The 19,056-nt window shown below is 52.4% G+C and carries 11 protein-coding genes and 1 pseudogene; 10 read left to right on the top strand and 2 right to left on the bottom strand.

Annotated elements, in window-relative coordinates; all coding sequences use genetic code 11:
• Positions 1–4: 4 nt before the first annotated feature.
• A complete protein-coding gene (locus HMPREF9412_RS02215; RefSeq protein WP_009589634.1) occupies positions 5–400 on the top strand; it encodes a hypothetical protein in 396 nt (131 codons plus the stop codon).
• Positions 401–475: 75 nt separating this feature from the next.
• Here HMPREF9412_RS02215 and HMPREF9412_RS02210 read toward each other — a convergent pair whose 3' ends face one another.
• On the bottom strand, positions 476–1,552 hold the full coding sequence (locus tag HMPREF9412_RS02210; protein WP_009589679.1) for an AI-2E family transporter: 1,077 nt from the start codon (positions 1,550–1,552) through the stop codon (positions 476–478).
• A 101-nt stretch (positions 1,553–1,653) separates the two neighbouring features.
• Positions 1,654–1,992 (bottom strand): L,D-transpeptidase, encoded by a 339-nt coding sequence (locus HMPREF9412_RS02205; protein WP_036671045.1) that lies wholly within the window; start codon positions 1,990–1,992, stop codon positions 1,654–1,656.
• 183 nt (positions 1,993–2,175) lie between these two features.
• Here HMPREF9412_RS02205 and HMPREF9412_RS02200 point away from each other — a divergent pair, with 183 nt between their 5' ends.
• The 9 genes and pseudogenes from HMPREF9412_RS02200 (at position 2,176) to HMPREF9412_RS02160 (ending at position 19,046) form a co-directional block, all read left to right on the top strand.
• Positions 2,176–3,999, top strand: coding sequence for a sensor histidine kinase (locus HMPREF9412_RS02200; protein WP_009589678.1), 1,824 nt, complete (start codon positions 2,176–2,178; stop codon positions 3,997–3,999).
• A complete protein-coding gene (locus HMPREF9412_RS02195; RefSeq protein WP_009589604.1) occupies positions 3,992–5,503 on the top strand; it encodes a response regulator transcription factor in 1,512 nt (503 codons plus the stop codon). The genes HMPREF9412_RS02200 and HMPREF9412_RS02195 overlap by 8 nt, the downstream gene beginning before the upstream one ends.
• A 127-nt stretch (positions 5,504–5,630) precedes the next feature.
• On the top strand, positions 5,631–7,109 hold the full coding sequence (locus HMPREF9412_RS02190; protein WP_009589669.1) for an ABC transporter substrate-binding protein: 1,479 nt from the start codon (positions 5,631–5,633) through the stop codon (positions 7,107–7,109).
• A gap of 140 nt (positions 7,110–7,249) precedes the next feature.
• On the top strand, positions 7,250–8,179 hold the full coding sequence (locus HMPREF9412_RS02185) for an ABC transporter permease (protein ID WP_175320733.1): 930 nt from the start codon (positions 7,250–7,252) through the stop codon (positions 8,177–8,179).
• Between the two features lie 52 nt (positions 8,180–8,231).
• Positions 8,232–9,128, top strand: a complete 897-nt coding sequence (locus HMPREF9412_RS02180; protein WP_036666173.1) for a carbohydrate ABC transporter permease — start codon at positions 8,232–8,234, stop codon at positions 9,126–9,128.
• A 26-nt stretch (positions 9,129–9,154) separates the two neighbouring features.
• On the top strand, positions 9,155–11,452 hold the full coding sequence (locus HMPREF9412_RS02175; protein ID WP_009589595.1) for a glycoside hydrolase family 3 N-terminal domain-containing protein: 2,298 nt from the start codon (positions 9,155–9,157) through the stop codon (positions 11,450–11,452).
• A gap of 3 nt (positions 11,453–11,455) precedes the next feature.
• The gene (locus HMPREF9412_RS02170) at positions 11,456–14,569 is read left to right on the top strand and encodes an alpha-mannosidase (RefSeq protein WP_009589596.1); all 3,114 of its coding nucleotides are present in this window, start codon (positions 11,456–11,458) and stop codon (positions 14,567–14,569) included.
• A gap of 21 nt (positions 14,570–14,590) precedes the next feature.
• Positions 14,591–15,910: a glycoside hydrolase family 125 protein gene (locus HMPREF9412_RS02165; protein ID WP_009589677.1), complete on the top strand. Its 1,320-nt coding sequence runs from the start codon at positions 14,591–14,593 to the stop codon at positions 15,908–15,910.
• Positions 15,907–19,046, top strand: a pseudogene (locus HMPREF9412_RS02160) (beta-galactosidase). The gene HMPREF9412_RS02165 and the pseudogene HMPREF9412_RS02160 overlap by 4 nt, the downstream one beginning before the upstream one ends.
• Positions 19,047–19,056: the final 10 nt, after the last annotated feature.

Here is a 19,056-nt window from a genome sequence, read left to right as displayed (position 1 = left end):
CTTCATGAAGCATTGGATTGGTAGTCATGTTGTCATTCAGCGTCTAGACGGGGCGAAAAGCACGGTTGAAGGTGTGCTGAAAGGGTGGGATCCCGTTCAGGAAAAAGTGGTTCTAGGCCCGGGCGAGCTTATCATTCCGTTTCGAGCCATTCATAGAATTATGCCGAGGAACTCCTATCCGGCCCTGAACTCCATCGGTTATATCGTGAGTCATACCATTCAATTCGATAATGCCGTTTATTTTGGATCCTGCGTCATGGTATGGAGGGGCAACCAGCTGGTGTCTTCCCAGGCCATCCTGACATCTCACGATGAGGATACCGTCACACTGTCGAATGGCACGATATTGCGTAAGGACGAGCATGATTTCGTGGTTCGGTCCCTGCGCGGCAATGCGTGATTCTTTTAAAATAAAGGATGTCCCACTAGCCATCGCAAAGTTGGCGGGGACATCCTTTTTTGCTGTGAGGCGCCATCATGCGTCCTCTACTTTTTCGGCGAGGAACAGCTCGTAAATTCGCACCGCGATAATTTTGATGATCATGTAGGCCGGAATGGCCAGCAGGATGCCGAGCAGTCCGAAGAAGTCGCCGCCTACAAGAATGAGGACAACCGTAGTCAGCGGGTGAATATCCAGCTGTTTCCCGTAGATGACGGGCGTCAGGATATTATCTTGAATCTGCTGGGCGATGACAATGACCACGACGGACCATATCGCGATGGAGGGCGATTCGATAAATCCGATGATGACGACTGGAATGGTCGCCAGCAGCGCACCGATGTACGGAATGAAATTCAAGAAGAAGGAAATCACCGTCAAGAGCAGGGAATAGGGCAGTCCGATGATCAAAAATCCGATATAGATCATGACGCTAAGTATAAGATTCAGGATCACTTTGCCGATAATAAAATTGCTGAGTGCCGTATCGATCTCGCCCAGCACCTCCTGGCCGTCGCGGCGGTATCGTCTGGGCAGGACGCTGAGCAGTCTTGGCGGGAGCTTGCTGCCTTCCTTCAGCATGTAGTACAAAATGATCGGAATCGTAGCGATAATGACAACGACGCCGGATACAACGGAAATCAGATTATTGATGGAATTGCTGATCCAGGTGATGATGCGGTTCATGTATTCCGTCAGGGAGGTCGACAATTCGGATTCCGTTGGTATATAGCGGGACCAGAATTGATTTTGTTGAAGCTGGTCGATCTGCTCCTCCACGCCCTCAACCAGGAAGGGGGCGTTGCTGATGAAGTTTTCGATCTGTTCACGGAGCGTCGGCCATACGACGATGCCAAAGATCGCGCAGAGACCGGCAAACACGAAATACAGCATCAGGACGCCGATGGATCGTTTGATTTTGCGTCGCTCCAGGTAGTCCACGATCGGCCTGAGCAGATAATAGAAGAAGCCGGCCATGGCCACCGGAACGATCAGCATGTTGAACATGGAGACGATGGGGCGAAACAAAAAGCTGATTTCGGCTCCGAGGTAGATGATTAAGAGCAGCGCGATTATGCCAAAGCATGTCCTGAAATATTTGCTCTGCATCATGGGCAATCCCTCCATAACAACGAGTAGGTAAAATACACGGGTACCATGTAACATTTGTATTTAACCAATTTGGAGGGATTTGAAATCACCAGTTTATGTTATTAGTTTCGTATGGTGACCCTGGTATGGATGGGCACGAGGGAAGCGAGCTCCACCACGTCCTCGTTATACATCCGAATGCAGCCATGGGAAACGGAGCGTCCGATGGATGAAGGGTCATTCGTGCCATGGATGCCGTAGTGGGGTTTGGACAAACCTAACCAGTAAGCCCCGAAAGGACCGCCGGGATTCGGTTGTTTGTTGACGATGGTGTAATTGCCGGGCGGCGATTGCGTAGCCATTTTGCCGATGGCGACCGGGAACGTGCGTACCACGATGTTGCCGTCGAGCAGGTGCAGCTGAAAGTCGGACAAATCGACAATAATGCGGTATTGAGGCATGATCATCCATCTCCTTCAAGATTCATGCTATGAAACAGGGGGGAGATCGGCCCCAAAATGGTCTAAAATAGGCAAATTACACCTTCATGACTTGGTAGAAATTTCATCCGTTGAGGACGGTCGGCCGATGTTATATTTAATATGTTAAGCAGTTACAACGTTTACACCAGGAAGGGGAAGCCGATGTCTCCCGCAAGGCTATATCTAAAATATATTAAAAATAATATGTTTACCAAGATGCTGCTGTTAATCGCCCTGATTGCGGTAGTTACCATCGTCACCTTATCGTTTCTTATGTATTACTTCTTGTTTCAATCGGCCGTCCGCAGCGAGCTGGACATCCAGCGGAGTGCGGTGGAGCGGGTGGAACGACACCTGAATCAAAAATACGAGAATGCCCAGTCCTATGTGAACGACTTATACCGCAACAGCTCTTTGGGCATTGACACTTCCTATTTTCTCATGAACTCGTTCAACGAGTATATGGCCAAGCGAATGAATCGGATCGCGGGCGGGGGGCAGTCCAATTCGGACAGCGTAGTCGCTTATTTCAAGCAGAGGCTTGACGATGATCCGGATATAGAGAACATCATGCTGTACAGCGCGGAGAAGCAGTATGTCTACGTGTACAAGCAGGGCAGCATGACAAGGCTGTATCAGGCGAATGCCACGCATTCCTACATTCCCGACGTGATGGCGCTCGAAAGCCAGAGCGTCACATTGCCGAATCTATGGATACGCAAGCTGGCCGGAGACGTGACATTGCCGTTGTTCTCGATCCGAAGCCCGATTAATGATATGACCACTTACAAAAATTTGGGACAGCTGCTTATTTTGTATCGAACGGATGCGCTGGATGCCGTGCTGAACAACAGCGACGATTCCCTGAAGGGCTCCGTTCTGGTGTTGTCGGGCGACGGCCGCGTGATGTTTGACTCCTCCGGCAAATATTACGGCGAGAAGTATCCGTATGCCGACCAGCTGCTGAATTCCAAGGAAACCGTGACCCTCGATGAGGAATCCTATATTACAACGGCAGCCCATAATCAGGCAGGCTATACGGTGGTGGGCATCACGCCCAAGCGCGAAATCGCGGAATCGTTCCATGGCTTGCAGAGCACCATTATCATTGCGGCCCTGCTATGCATCGTGATTGCGGTGTCCATCCCTTCCTTGATGATCGTCAATTACTCCAGAAGAACCGATAACATTATCCGTTTTATGCGCAAGGTCGAGAAGGGAGAGTTCGTGGCCCGGATGCAGGATACCAAGGACGATCAGCTGGGGCAAATCGCAGGCAGCTTCAATGAAATGCTGGATGAGCTTTCCCGTTACATCGATAAGGTGTATAAAGCGGAGATTAACCAGAAGAACGCGGAGCTGTCCGCGCTGCAGGCGAGAATCAACCCGCATTTTTTATACAACACGCTTGAAGTGATTCGAATGAGGGCTCTCTCGCAAGGGGCGCAGGACGTCGGCGATATGATCTACAGCTTGTCGATGCTGTTCAAGAATATCGTTCAGCATAAGTCCCACTATACGCTGAAGGATGAGCTGGAAGCGTGCAGGCTTTATCTGGAGCTGTTTCGCATTCGCTATAAGGACAAGTATATTTACAAAATGCACTGCGACGATCCAATCAAGCATGTGCCGATGATCAAAATGTCGCTGCAGCCGCTGATTGAGAATTATATCGTTCACGGCCTGCGCAGCGATCAGGACGATAACTGGCTGACCATCAACGCGACGCAGGAGGATGACGAGGTCCATATCGAGATCAAGGACAACGGGAAAGGGATCCCGCCGCAGCGGCTCGAGGAAATCAAATCCCGGCTGGATGTGGCCGAGTCGAGCGGAGAATCGTTTGGTCTGCGGAGCGTGAATGAGCGATTAAAGCTGACATATGGAAGTTCGTACGGAATGGACATCCAGAGTGAGCCGGGTAACGGAACGACGGTGACAGTGAAATTTCCGGTGACAGAGAGGAAGCTGAATAACGATGTATAAGGTATTTATCGTGGACGATGAGCCGTTCATTATAGAGGGATTGGTTGATGTCGTGGATTGGTCGAAGTATGGCATCGAGGTGGTCGGTCATGCGGAGAACGGCCGTCAGGCACTGGAGAAGATGGCGGTCGTTCCGGTCGACATTCTTATAACGGATATATCGATGCCGGTGATGACGGGGCTTGAATTGATTGAGGGCGCACGCAAATTAAACCGTAATCTGAAGGTGATTATCCTGAGCGGTTTCGACGACTTTGCCTATTTGAAGGAAGGCATGCGGCTCGGGATCGAGAATTATCTGCTCAAGCCGATCAACCTCAAGGAGCTGGAAGAAACGATTGCAAGCACAACGGATAAAATGAACAAATCCAGAAGGGAAATGAGACTGGACGAGTATGACATCAATATTTTGCGGAGCAACATCCTGTATCGCTGGATCACCGACCGGATCGAGCCGGAGGAGCTGGAGGAGCGGGCGACCCTTCTGGGATTGAATCTCAATTTGCCCTATGTTATGGCATCTATCCTGAGAGCGGACTTCACGCCGCTGGAGAACTGCCTGTATCAATTAATGGACCAGGAGCCGGGCGTTCTGTATTTCCGGGACAACGACGGCGACCATGTGGTCATCTTCATGATGAAAGACCCGGATACGGAAAAAGCGAGGGCAATCCGCCTGCTGCAGCAGGTGCGGGAGCAGTGCTATGAAGAAGAGCTGAGCATCTCGCTCGGCAGCGTGGAGAGCCTCGGCGGGAATTACAAGGACAGTTATCTCCATGCCAAGGAAGCCCAGGAATACTATCTTGTTCTGGAGCAGCCCTCCTACGTGGATTATGTTGATGTTCAGGCCAAAAAGGGAGAAGCGGCGGAATCCTATTCGGTACAGTGGCCCGAGTATGCCAAAGGCATCGCTGGAAGGGACAAGCAGGTGCTGTTCGATCTGATCGACAGCGATTTTGACCGGCTTCGCCACACCCAGGGAATGAACCCGACAACCTTGAAGAGCATCGCGGTCGAAATGGTCATTCGCCTGAAACTGGAGCTGAACGATATCCAGTATACGGCCGCCCCTGATTTCGTGAAAAATACAATTACCGATATTATGGATTCCGTATCGATCGACGATCTGATCACTGCGGTAAAGGATGGGGTCGGCGGGCTGGTCGATTCGCTCAACAATGACGTGAAGAGTCCTGTCATCCAGCAGATTCTGAATCATATCCAGCACCATTACAACGAGGATTTGTCGTTGAAGGTGCTGGGAGCTAACTATCATATCCATCCGGTCTATCTGGGTCATCTGTTCCATAAAGAGACGGGAGAAAACTTCACGGAGTACATTAACCGGTACCGGATTGAGCGGGCCAAGGAGCTGCTTCGGAACTCTTCGACAAAAGTGCAGGATATCGCAAAAAATGTCGGTTATTGGGAAACCGGTTATTTCTATAAACAGTTCAAAAAATTCGTCGGCGTATCGCCGAGGGATTTTAGAGGAATGCTCTGATTGATAGAATCAGAGTTTTTTTCTTTATTTTCACCATAATACCTTTAATTTTTCGCCTATGTGAAACTGCTTTCATGGGATAACCTTATATGTGTAGAGACACAAGGATTCAAAAGGGAGGATAAACATGAGTAAATCGAAAAAGAAATGGCTCCTGCCGCTAACGCTTTTATTGTCCGCGTCCATGCTGTTGTCTGCATGCGGAGGCAATAAAGAAGAGAGTGCAGGAAACGGCGGGGGAACTGCCGAGAAACCGGTTGAGCTGATCTGGTACACCATCGGAACACCTCAAAAGGATGTTGACAAGGTTGAGGCAGAAATCAATAAATACACTGCTGAGAAGATTGGTGTAACCGTTGACATGAAAATGATCGACTTCGGGGATTACAACCAGAAGATGCAGGTTATGGCAGCTTCCGGCGAACCGATGGATATCCTGTTCACGAGCTCATGGGCGTTCGATTATGTGCAGAACGCACGTAAAGGCGCATTCATGGAATTGGACGAGCTGATCGAAAGCCACGGAAAAGGCATTAAAGAAGCAATCGATCCGGCGTTCCTGGAAGGTTCCAAGGTTGACGGACACAACTATGCGATTCCGGCCAACAAAGAACTTCCTGCTCAAGAAGCATGGCGCTTTAACAAAACATTGCTCGATAAATACAATCTCGATATTTCGAACGTAAGATCGATGGAAAGCTTAGAGCCGCTGCTGAAAACGATCAAGGAAAACGAACCGAACGTCGTGCCTTTGGCCATCAGCAAAGACTTCGGACCATTGCTTCCATTTGACTACATCATCGAAAAAATGCCAATGGCCGTATACCTGGACGACAAGGAAGAACTGAAAGTCGTGAACTTCCTCGAAATGCCGGAAACGTTGGATATGCTTAAGTTGATGAACAAGTACTACAAAGCGGGATACATCTCCCCAGAAGCTGCAACAACAACTTCGACGCAAGATCTGATGACATCCGGCAACTGGTTCACGGACCGTGCGGCTACACAGCCATTCGCGGACAACCTGTGGAGCCAAAGCTACGGCTATCCGGTCGTATCTACTCCTGCCGGCGATGCAAACATCTTTAACTGGTCGGTTATGGGTTCGATGCAAGCGATTTCCGCAAACTCGAAATACCCTGAGAAAGCAATGGAGTTCCTGAACCTGCTGAACACCGACGTATATCTTCGTAACCTGGTTGACTCCGGCATCGAAGGCGTGCACTACAAGAAGCTTAGCGAGAACGTAATGGAAAACTTGCCAGAATCGAAAAACTACGACATGCCTACCTTTGCGCTTGGCAATGTCATGCTGACTTACTTGAATCCTGAAGATCCTGAGAACAAATGGGAAGAGTTCAAGAAGTTTAACGAGTCCGGCCAGCCTGCTCCGCTTCTCGGCTTCAACTTCGATCCAACCAAAGTATCCACAGAGCTCGCTGCTGTCAACAACGTAAAAGAAGAGTTCTGGGCGCCGCTGATGACAGGTACCGTCAATCCTGAAGAGTTCCTGCCAAAAGCGAATGAAAAGCTGAAAGCTGCTGGTCTGGATAAGATCATCGCTGAAGCACAAAGCCAAATTGATGCTTGGAAAGCAAGCAAGTAATAACAATGCATGAAGCGGCCTGCCTGCCCTAAGGGGCAGCAGATGCCGCTGCAGCATGAACAAGGACGGGGCGGCGGATGTTCACCGCCCTTCTTTTGTTCATTTCATGCACATCACGAGGAGGGGTAAGCGTGAGAGCAATCGGACAGTTTTTCAAAAATATTATGACGAATAAGGCCATGCTGTTCATGGTTTTGCCGGGGACCCTGTGGTTTCTCTTATTCTCATATTTGCCCATGTTCGGGACCATTATTGCATTTAAGGAATACCGCTTTAGCCGAGACGGGTTCTGGGCAAGTATCGTTAATAGTGAATGGGTAGGATTCCAAAACTTTAAATTCCTGTTCAGTACCAACGATGCTTACATCATTACGCGCAACACCGTTCTTTATAATTTCGTGTTCATCATATTAGGTCTCATTCTATCCGTAGCGCTGGCTATCGTATTGTCTGAAATCGTGAACAAGAAATTGGCGAAAGTCTATCAAACCGGCATGTTTCTGCCGTACTTCCTGTCCTGGGTTATCGTAGGTTATTTCGCATTCAGTTTCCTGAGCATGGATAAAGGGATGCTGAATCAGATTCTGGGCTGGTTCGGCATGGAGCCGGTTCAGTGGTATTCCGAAGCCAAGTATTGGCCGATATTCCTGACGTTGATCAGTTTGTGGAAATCCGTAGGTTATAACAGCGTCGTCTACCTGGCGGCGATCATGGGGATCGACAAATCCTTGTACGAGGCGGCGATGATTGACGGAGCGAACAAATGGCAGCAGATTAAAGCCATCACGCTTCCGATGCTGAAACCGCTGATGACCATTTTGACTCTTCTTGCGATCGGTAAAATCTTCTACGCTGACTTTGGTCTCTTCTATCAAGTGCCAAGGGATTCGGGAACCTTGTATTCCGTAACGAACGTCATTGATACCTATGTATATCGCGGTCTGAAAACAACGGGCGAGATCGGCATGAGTACGGCTGCGGGTCTGTACCAGTCGGTTGTCGGATTTATTCTGGTTATGGTATCCAACTATATCGTTCGTAAATACGACAAGGATAACGCATTGTTCTAATCGATCAATCATCAAGAAGGGGGTATGTGATGTGTTCAAATCGAAAAGCAAGATGAAAGATTTCCATCAGCTTTCATCCGGGTGGAATGTCGTATTCAACCTGATTGCCGGTATTTTCTCGTTCCTGTGTGTATTTCCGTTCCTGTTCGTTATGATCATCTCATTTACAGACGAAGGCTCACTGGCCCGAAACGGATACCAAATCTGGCCGGAGAAATGGAGTCTTGAAGCTTACAAATACGTATTCCAGACAGGCGACACGCTTCTTCGTTCTTACGGCGTAACGATCTTTGTCACGGTCGTAGGTACGCTGCTCAGTCTGTTCATCATTTCGCTTTATGCTTATGCCATCTCCCGCAAAGGGTTCAGATACCGGAACTTCTTCTCGTTCTTCGCATTTTTCACGATGCTGTTCAACGGGGGTCTGGTACCGACTTATATCGTAGCAACGCAATTGCTGGGTCTGAAAGATTCCATCTGGGCTTTGATTCTGCCTTTGGCGCTCAATGCCTTCTATATCATGATTCTGCGTACGTTCTACAGCACCAGCGTTCCGGACGCCATCATCGAATCCGGTAAAATCGACGGTGCGAGCGAGTTTAAGATTTTCTACAAGCTGGTATTGCCGCTATCCCTGCCGGGTCTGGCTACCATCGGTTTGTTCAGCACGCTTGGGTATTGGAACGATTGGTTCAACGCATTGCTCTACATCGACGATCCGAACCTGGTTCCGCTGCAATCCATGCTCATGCGGATCGAAACCAGCATGCAGTTCATCCTGCAGAACTCGCAGAACTCATCCCTTAGCATGGCCGCTCTTCAGAGCATGCCGCAGGATACTTCGCGGATGGCGATGGTCGTTCTGGCAACCGGTCCGATTATTCTGGCCTATCCGTTCTTCCAGCGCTACTTCATTCAAGGTCTGACCATCGGCGCGGTTAAAGAATAAATTCTTCAAGTACCGGAGGGTATAAGATGACTTATAAAGATCCCCGTAAACCCATTGCGGAAAGAGTGGAACATCTGCTTGGCCTGATGAACCTGGAGGAAAAGGTGGGGCAGCTGATCCAGCCGTTCGGCTGGAAGACCTATGAGGTGAATGAAGGTCAGATTACATTAACGGATTCATTTAAAGAGCAAGTTAAAAATGGCGGCGTCGGATCCCTTTACGGGACCCTTCGCGCTGATCCATGGACCGGTGTAACACTTGAGACCGGTCTTTCTCCGCGTGAAGGAGCGGAAGCCGTCAATCACATCCAGCGGTACGCCATTGAGCAGTCCCGACTTGGCATTCCGATCCTGATCGGGGAAGAATGCTCGCATGGTCACATGGCCATCGGCGGCACGGTCTTTCCGGTGCCGTTGTCCATCGGGAGCACGTGGAACTTGGATTTATACCGCGACATGTGCCGGGCCGTCGCGCTGGAAACACGCAGCCAGGGCGGCGCGGTCACCTATTCGCCGGTGCTCGACGTCGTGCGCGATCCAAGATGGGGACGTACCGAGGAATGCTTCGGTGAAGACCCGTACCTGATCAGCGAATATGCGGTCGCATCGGTGGAAGGCCTTCAGGGCGAGTCCCTGGACAGCCCGAGCAGCGTTGCGGCGACCTTGAAGCATTTCGTTGGCTATGGCAGCTCGGAAGGCGGGAGAAATGCCGGACCCGTGCACATGGGCACGCGTGAGCTGATGGAAGTGGACATGCTGCCGTTCAAGAAGGCCGTGGAAGCGGGAGCGGCCTCCATTATGCCCGCCTATAACGAGATTGACGGCGTGCCATGCACCGTCAATACGGAGCTGCTTGACGGCATTCTCCGCAAGGAGTGGGGTTTTGACGGCATGGTAATCACCGACTGCGGCGCCATCGATATGCTGGCCAGCGGCCACGATACCGCCGAAGACGGAATGGATGCCGCTGTGCAGGCCATCCGCGCCGGCATCGATTTGGAGATGTCTGGCGAGATGTTCGGCAAGCATCTTCAGAAGGCTGTCGAGTCAAACAAGCTGGAGGTCTCGGTATTGGACGAGGCCGTACGCCGTGTATTGACGTTAAAATTCAAGCTCGGATTGTTCGAGAATCCTTACGTGGATCCCCAGACAGCCGAGAACGTGATCGGCAGCGGGCAGCATATCGGGCTTGCCAGGCAGCTTGCGGCAGAAGGCATCGTTCTCCTTAAGAACGAAGCAAAGGCTCTGCCGTTATCCAAGGAAGGCGGCGTGATTGCCGTCATTGGACCTAATGCCGATCAGGGATACAATCAGCTTGGAGACTACACCTCTCCTCAGCCGCCGGCAGCCGTGACCACCGTGCTTGGCGGAATCCGCGCGAAACTGGGAGAGGAAGCGCAGCGCGTATTGTACGCTCCGGGATGCCGCATTAAGGACGATTCCAGGGAGGGCTTTGAATTCGCATTGTCTTGTGCGGAACAGGCCGATACCGTGGTTATGGTGCTTGGCGGTTCCAGCGCCCGCGATTTTGGCGAAGGCACGATTGATTTGCGCACAGGGGCCTCGAAGGTCACGGACGATGCTTTAAGCGACATGGATTGCGGCGAAGGCATTGACCGGATGACGCTGCAGCTATCCGGCGTTCAATTGGATTTGGCGCAGGAGATCCATAAGCTTGGCAAGCGGATGATCGTGGTGTACATCAACGGCCGTCCGATCGCGGAGCCGTGGATCGACGAGCATGCCGATGCGATTCTGGAAGCATGGTATCCTGGACAGGAAGGCGGACATGCGATAGCGGACATTTTGTTCGGGGACGTGAATCCGTCCGGCAAGCTGACGATGTCGATACCGAAGCATGTCGGGCAGCTGCCGGTTTACTATAACGGCAAGCGGTCGCGCGGTAAGCGTTACCTTGAAGAGGATTCCCAGCCGCGTTATCCGTTCGGATACGGGCTAAGCTATACCGAATTCAGTTATTCGGATATTCAAATGACTCCAGAAGTGATCGGAACGGACGGTACGGCCGTTGTTTCCGTGAACGTTACAAATAGCGGTGACTGTGAAGGGTCCGAGGTTGTACAATTATACGTAAGCGATGCCGCCAGCAAATATACAAGACCCGCCCGTGAACTGAAGGGCTTCCAGAAAATTTCCCTGCAGCCCGGAGAGCGGCGCAAGGTGGAATTCACGATCGGTCCGGAACAGCTTCAATATATCGGTCAAGATTACCGGCAGGTGGTTGAACCCGGGCTGTTCCGTGTTATGCTAGGCAGGCATGTGAACGATACGCTTAGTGCAGATCTGACCGTACAGGAGGATTAATCAATGGAACGTATTCGACGCTTTATACGCGAACTGTCGGAGCGGCAGTGGCTCGAATCGACGGAGCTTCGAGATTGGAACATTACCCGGTCCACTTACATGGTTCCGGGCGTGTACGAAGAGACGGCCCCTTATCCGGAGGGGCAGAACTTCAACAGGTTTCCGAGCACGCAGGGGACAACCTATTTCTTTAGGAGGAATCTTGAGTTACTCCCGCAATGGGCAGATGGAGCGCTTGGGCTCGTGTTTCAATCCGGGGGCGAGGGGCTGCTGCGCATTAATGGCGCGTCTTATCAGGGATTGGACCGGAATCATACTTTCGTTACGCTGGATCCGAAGCGCACCGGAATGAACATGGAGCTTGAGATCGAATTGTTCGATCCGATTCCGGAGCCGGTCGACCCGCTGAATCAGCAGGCTGTCATTCAGCCACCGATTACCCGCGTACAAAGTTTGCTTGTCCGCGTAAACGTGCCTGTCCAGAGCCTGATGTACACCGCTACCGTGATCCGGGATTCGCTTATCCTGCTGCCGGATACCGATATGCGGCGCATCCGTTTGATGGAGGCGCTGTATCAGGCCATGGATCGCTTCGTAGGCTTGAATGACGCTGCCATTCGGGATGGTGCCGAGGTAACCGCGATTGAGCATGATCTGAAACAGTCGGTCGCAGCCATAGGCGGCCATTCTGAAGGCACCGAGCATATGGTGGGCCAGTCCCATATCGACATCGCCTGGCTGTGGCCCGTTCGCGAAACCGTACGAAAAACAAGCCGCACCTTCTCCACGATGGATGCGCTGATGAACGAATATCCCGAATTCAAGTACGCTCAGAGTCAGCCGCTGCTGTACCAATTCCTGAAGGATCACGATCCCGAGCTGTACGAGAGAGTGAAGGCCAGAATCAAGGAAGGGCGCTGGGAGCTGGTCGGCGGGATGTGGGTCGAACCGGACCTGAACATTCCGAGCGGGGAATCCCTCATGCGTCAAATGCTGTACGGGCAGCGCTTCTATCAAGAAGAGTTTGGCCTGACATCGCAAATCGAATGGCTGCCGGATACGTTCGGATACTGTGCATCCCTGCCTCAAATCTTGAAGCATGGCGGCATTCATTATTTCATGACAACCAAGCTTGGCTGGAACGATACGAATGTGTTCCCGTACGATCTATTCCATTGGGTCGGGATCGATGGAACGCCGATGCTCTCCTATCTGAACCATGGCGTGAACGAGAACACGCTGCCGAAGGACGTTCACGAGCATTGGCAGTCGTACCGTCAAAAGGCCGTTCATCCGGAGCAGATGCTGCTGTATGGACACGGCGACGGCGGCGGAGGCGTAACTCGCGAGATGCTGGAATACATCAACCGGGCCGAGCTGATGGTCGGCCAGCCTGCCAACAAATACAGCACGGCTGCCGAGTTTTTTGACGGGATCGACGCAGCTCAGCCGAAGCTGCCGAAATGGCGCGGGGATTTATACCTGGAGCTTCATCGCGGCACCTATACGACGCATGCACGAAACAAGCGCCATAACCGGAAAGCGGAAATCCTGTTCCGCGAGGCGGAGCTATGGAACTCGGTAGCTTTCCCGTCGATGGACAACGAGAAGAAGCAGGGCATCGTCAGCGAGCTGCATGACGGCTGGAAGCTGATTTTGCTGAATCAATTCCACGATATTATTCCGGGTTCCGCGATAACGGAATCTTACGTGACCTCCGAGAAGGAATACAAAGAGGTATTCCAAAAAGGAAATCATAGCCTGAATCTCGGGCTTCAGGTATTGGCGGACCAGGCCGATACAGAAGGGGAAGGCGTTCCGTATGTTATCTTCAACGGACTTGGATGGAGAAGAGACGCCGTCATCTCGCTAGAAGTAGAGCATGGTCTTACACCGTACGATTCGGATGGCTCGCCGCTGCTATTCGATGCCTTATCCGGAGAGAACGGCGAAACCTCGCAGCGCTTGAACGTTCATGTTCAAGGCATCCCGGCTTTGGGATACACAACCATCTGGTTGAAGCCTTCGGCAGGAAACGGAAAGGCAGCGGAGAAGTCTACTACAGTGTTCGCAGATTCTTGGGAAACGGATTTCTATAAGGTCAGCTTTAACGAGCGCGGCGAAATCACGAGCCTGTGGGATAAAGAAGCACAACGGGAAGTAATCAAGCCGGGCGAAGCCGCGAATCGTTTCCACTTCTTCCATGACCGTCCGACGCTGTGGGATGCGTGGGATATCGATACCCGCTACGAGGAGCAATCCGCCGGCGATGCCGAGCTGATCGAGAAGAAGCTGGTGTCTGCGGGCGAAGTCCAGGATGTGCTGCGTTTCCGCTGGCGCATTCATCAGTCGGAGATCACGCAGGATATGATTTTTTATCATCATGACCGACGGATCGACTTCAAGACGTTTGTCAGCTGGAACGAATCGCATAAATTGCTGAAAGTCGGTTTCCCGATCGGCGTCGTTGCCGAGAAGGCCACCTACGAGATTCCGTTCGGAACCATTGAGAGACCGACTCATCGTAATACGAGCTGGGAGCAGGCGCAATATGAAGTCTGCGGACACCGCTTCGCGGATGTGTCGGAGCATGGATACGGCGTCAGCCTGATCAACGACTGCAAATACGGATATGATGTTCAGGACAGCACGATCCGGCTGTCGCTGCTGCGCGCGCCGAAATGGCCGGATGTCACGGCGGATTTGGGAGAGCATGAGTTCACGTATTCCCTCTATCCGCATAACGGAGACTGGAGAAGCGCCGGAATCGTCCGCAAAGCAGCCGAGCTTAATCATGATCTGCCATGGGTGAGAACAGGTTCGAAGAAGGGTTCGCAGCCTGCCGTGCATTCGTTTATTCCTTTCGAGAGCGATCACGTTATCCTGGATACCGTTAAGCCGGCAGAAGACGGCACGGGGTACGTCCTTCGGATGTATGAGTCCGCGGGCGGCCGGGATGCGGCAACAGTGAGCTGGCCTTATCCTTGCGAAAGGGTCCATCGATCCAACGCCTTGGAAGAAGAACTCGAACAACTGGATATCGCGGAAGGAAGGCTAACCCTTCAATTCCTGCCGTACGAGATCAAAACCATCAAATTGACCACACAACATACTTAGTCAAAGGAGCCAGAACAAATCATGGAACAATTCAGACTCCCCAAAATACCAATGCCGGAGCTAGAGCTGCCGCAATCCATTCAGGCGGTTTTGCAAGAGGCCGAAGAAAAGCTGGCGCACCGTCCCAAGCTGCTTCAGCTGTTCAAGAACACGTTCCCGAACACGCTGGAAACAACCACCAAATTGATGGAGGATGGCACGACATTTGTGATCACCGGCGATATTCCGGCCATGTGGCTGCGCGATTCGGTAGAGCAAGTGATCCATTACATTCCGTTTGCCAAGAACGATCCGCACCTTCAGCGGATTCTAAGCGGATTGATCAAACGCCATTTTCAATATATTCATATCGATCCTTATGCCAATGCCTTCAATGAATCGGCCAACGACTGGCACTGGAACACGACCGACGAAACGGACATGTCGCCATGGGTATGGGAGCGCAAATTCGAAATCGATTCGCTGTGCTTCTCCGTTCGCCTGGCCTACCTGTACTGGAAGGAAACCGGCCTGACGGATGTGTTCGACGCCAACTTTAAGTCGGCTATGATCAAAATCATCGAGCTGTTTAAAACCGAACAGCACCATTTCGAGAAATCGCCTTACCGTTTCACGCGGGATAACGGAATTCCAACCGATTCCTTGCGCAACAACGGTCTCGGCATGCCGGTGAATTATACGGGCATGATCTGGTCGGGCTTCCGTTCAAGCGACGATGCCTGTGATTTCCACTACAACATTCCGGGGAACATGTTCGCCGTTGTGGCCCTTCGTCAAATGCAGGAATTCGCGGAATGGGTATTCCGTGACATGAAGCTGCTGGATGAATTGAAACGACTTGAAGCTGACGTGGATCACGGAATTCAGCTGTACGGCATCTATCGTCATCCGGAGTTCGGACCGATCTACGCCTATGAAACGGACGGTTACGGAAATTACTGCCTGATGGATGATGCGGGCACTCCAGGATTGATGTCCATTCCTTATCTGGGGTATTGCTCCGCGGATGATCCAATCTACCAAAACACCAGACGGTTCGCGCTCAGCAAAGAGAATCCTTTCTACTACGAGGGCGCTGTTGCCAAAGGAATCGGCAGTCCGCATACGCCGCCGGATTATATCTGGCATATGGCCTTGTCCATGCAGGGAATTACGGCACAGACGGCAGAAGAGAAGCTGGAGATGATTGCGCTGCTGGAAGCGACCGATGCCGATACCGGCTTCATGCATGAAGGATTCCATGCCGACGATCCGAAAGTCTTCACCAGATCGTGGTTTGCCTGGTCCAACAGCCTGTTCTCGCAATTGGTGTATCAGGCGATGAAAGCAGGGATTCTATGAGCGGGCGCCTGATTGTATTCTATGATCCGTCCTTTCCGGCAGCAGAAGCTGCCGGTTTGCCGGCTAGCGCCGCGGCTCTGAATGCATTTGATGCGGTATGCAGCGCCGAGGACCTCGCTGAAGCGCTGGCATCGTCAGGCGGACAAGGTGCAAGCTTTGTCAATTTGCACTCGCCTTATTTTCCGAAATCCGCCTGGAGAGCGATTCTGGACTTCCTGAGAAACGGCGGCGGCTTGGTCAGCGTTGGCGGCGCACCCTTCAAGCGTCCTGTCCGCAAAGAGGACGGCGCTTGGGTGGTGGAGCACGAACAGACGGCGTATCACCAGCAGCTTCATATTCATGAGGTGCTGCCTGTGGACAGCGGGCGTGTCGATCATTTGATTGCAAGCGACGTTATACCGCTGATGGAGAGCAGCCGGGAACGGTTAACCGTCAGCGATACGTGGAATTTGGTTCCGCATGTCACCAAGAGCAGTGATCTGCCTCACCAAATGGGATCGGCCGGGCCGATGGATACCCGGATTTATCCGCTCCTTAAGGGAAGCACGGCGAACGGGAGAGAGGTCGCCGCTCCGGTTGTTCTATGGGAAAATGTCGGCGGACCTTTCTTGGGCGGACGCTGGCTGTTTGTGAATCAGCCACTCACCGCTTCCTTCTGGGAACAGGATGGAGGAGCAGAGGTGCGCCGCTGGGCGGCATTCTGCGCGAAGGGGATTACCGAGCTGTGGATCAAGCCGAATTATGCGACCTACGAGTCCGGCGAGCGCGCGATTCTGACCCTGCAGGCGCAAAGGCTTGGCCGGGGCCTGCAGGTTCATGAGCCGCAGAGCTGGACGTTCCGCATCTCTGTCAAGCACGACGGGGATGAATCTTCCGAATGGAATCATACCGTTACCGTGGACGTGACCGGGCAATTTTATGTACAGCGCATCCCGGTTGCACTCGATATCAAGCCGGGAGCTTATCGCGTGGTGTGCGAAGCCGAAGGGCCGGACGGAGAAATCCGCAGGCTGAGACAAGGCTTCTGGGGAGCTGATCCGCAGCTGCTGCAGGCAGGCTCGCCCGTAACCTGCAACCGGGATTACTTCATCAAGGACGGCCGTCCGATGCCGGTTGTCGGCATGACGTACATGACGTCCGATGTCGCGCGTAAATTCCTGTTCCTTCCGAATACGGATGTATGGGATCGTGATATGGCGCAAATGCGGGGGCCGGCATCAACTGGATCCGCACCGGCATTTGGACCGCTTATCGCAATATTATGCAGGTGGACGGGCATGCATCCGAGGAGGTTATGCGTTCGATTGACGCCTTCCTGTTAACGGCGAAGAAGCATGATCTGCAGGTAACGTTTACCTTCTTCTCCTTCACGCCGGAGACATGGGAAGGCCAGAATCCTTACCTCGATCCGCGAAGCGTGGAAGCGCAGAAGCGTTTCATACGCTCCATCGTGACAAGGCACAAAGACACAAAGAATGTGGACTGGGACCTGATCAACGAGCCTTCCATGTTCGATCCGCCGCAAATTTTCTCGGACGGTCCGCGTTCGGCGAAGGATCCGTTCGAGCGGCAGGCTTATGTCGATTGGCTGAAGAAGCGTCACGGCTCGATTGAGCGTTTACAGGAACGCTGGAACATGACGGCCGATCAGCTGCCGGGTTTTGACTCCGTGGTTCCTCCGGAGCCTCAAGCCATTAATTTTGACGTTCAAGACATGCACCAGGGGAAAAAAGGCGGGCAATGGCTCGATTATGTATTGTTCTCCATGGATATGCATAACCGCTGGGCCAAGGAATTATATGAAGATATCAAGGCGGTGTGCCCGGACCATATGGTGACCGTCGGACAAGACGAGGCGCTTGGCGCACAGCGTCCATCCCCGTTCTTCTATGCCGAAGCCGTGGACTATACGACGGTTCACTCCTGGTGGTTCAACGACTATTTGATCTGGGACGGCATCTTTGCCAAAACGCCGGATAAACCGAACCTGATTCAGGAAACGGGCATTATGTACGTGGAAACACCGGACGGCCGGGCGAAGCGGAGCGAAGCCGAGCTTCGGAACCTGCTGGAGCGCAAATATGCTTACGCCTTCTCTACCGGTGGCGCAGGAGCCATTCATTGGATCTGGAACACCAACTTCTACATGGATAATGCCAATGAATCGCATATCGGAGCTGTCCGCGCCGATGGCACGGAGAAACCGGAAGCGGATGTATCGTATGATTTCGGCTCCTTCATGGAAGGCATCCGGGATTTGTTTGCAGGCCGGAAGCTTGAAGAGACCGCGGTCATCTTCCCTTATTCCAACGATTTCTCCAACCGGAAGCTTGCTTTTGAAGCGACGACGAAGGCGACGCGCGCGCTTGCTTACGAGCTGAACGTGCCGTTCCGTGCCGTTGGGGAATATGATTTAAGCTCGCTGCGCAGCAATCCGGCGAAATTCATCATTCTGCCGAGCGCCCACAATGTGGATGATCAGGCGTTCGCCGAATTGATAACGATCGTAGAGGAAACGGGAGCCACGCTGCTCCTGACCGGTCCGATCGGTCTGGATGCTTACTGGCATCCGGTTGATCGCATGGCCGCAGAGCTGGGCGAACGCAAGCTGGCAAATGTGCGCCGGGAAGAAAGCTTGCGCTTAGGGGATCGTGCATGGCCCGTTTCATATGGTCATCGCAAGATTGCCGAGCTGAGCAAAGAAATTCCGGCAGGCAGCGGGGCTAAACCGGCAGACGCAGCCGGCGACTCGCTCGTGGACGTGAAGCTTGGAGAAGGACGTCTGCTCTGGAGCCCGCTTCCGGTGGAACTGAACGACCGGATCGACGCCATTTCCGCTTTGTACCGGCATGCATTGGAGTTGTCCGCAGCCGACACGGGACTGATCTGGAATCAAGGCGGAGAACATTCCGGCGTATACGGACGCAAAGTAACGTTTGAAGAAGGAGCCCTCTTCGTCTTCGGCTCAGAGCAATCGTGGGATGCGAACGTCGAGGTGAAGGATCCTTCAACCGGCCTTATCTATTCATTCGTGCTCGAGGCGGATCGTTCGATCTTGTTCGCAGTGGATGCGAGCGGCGACCTGTTATCGGTGTACCGTCCGGATGAAGTCGAAATCACCGTATCGAAAGGCTAACATAAGGGGG

Origin of the sequence: Paenibacillus sp. HGF5, assembly GCF_000204455.1 — a bacterium.
Lineage (GTDB): Bacteria > Bacillota > Bacilli > Paenibacillales > Paenibacillaceae > Paenibacillus_AQ > Paenibacillus_AQ lautus_A.
The sequence above is the reverse complement of the archived record's forward strand: the minus strand, read 5'-3'. Positions and strand labels throughout refer to the sequence as shown.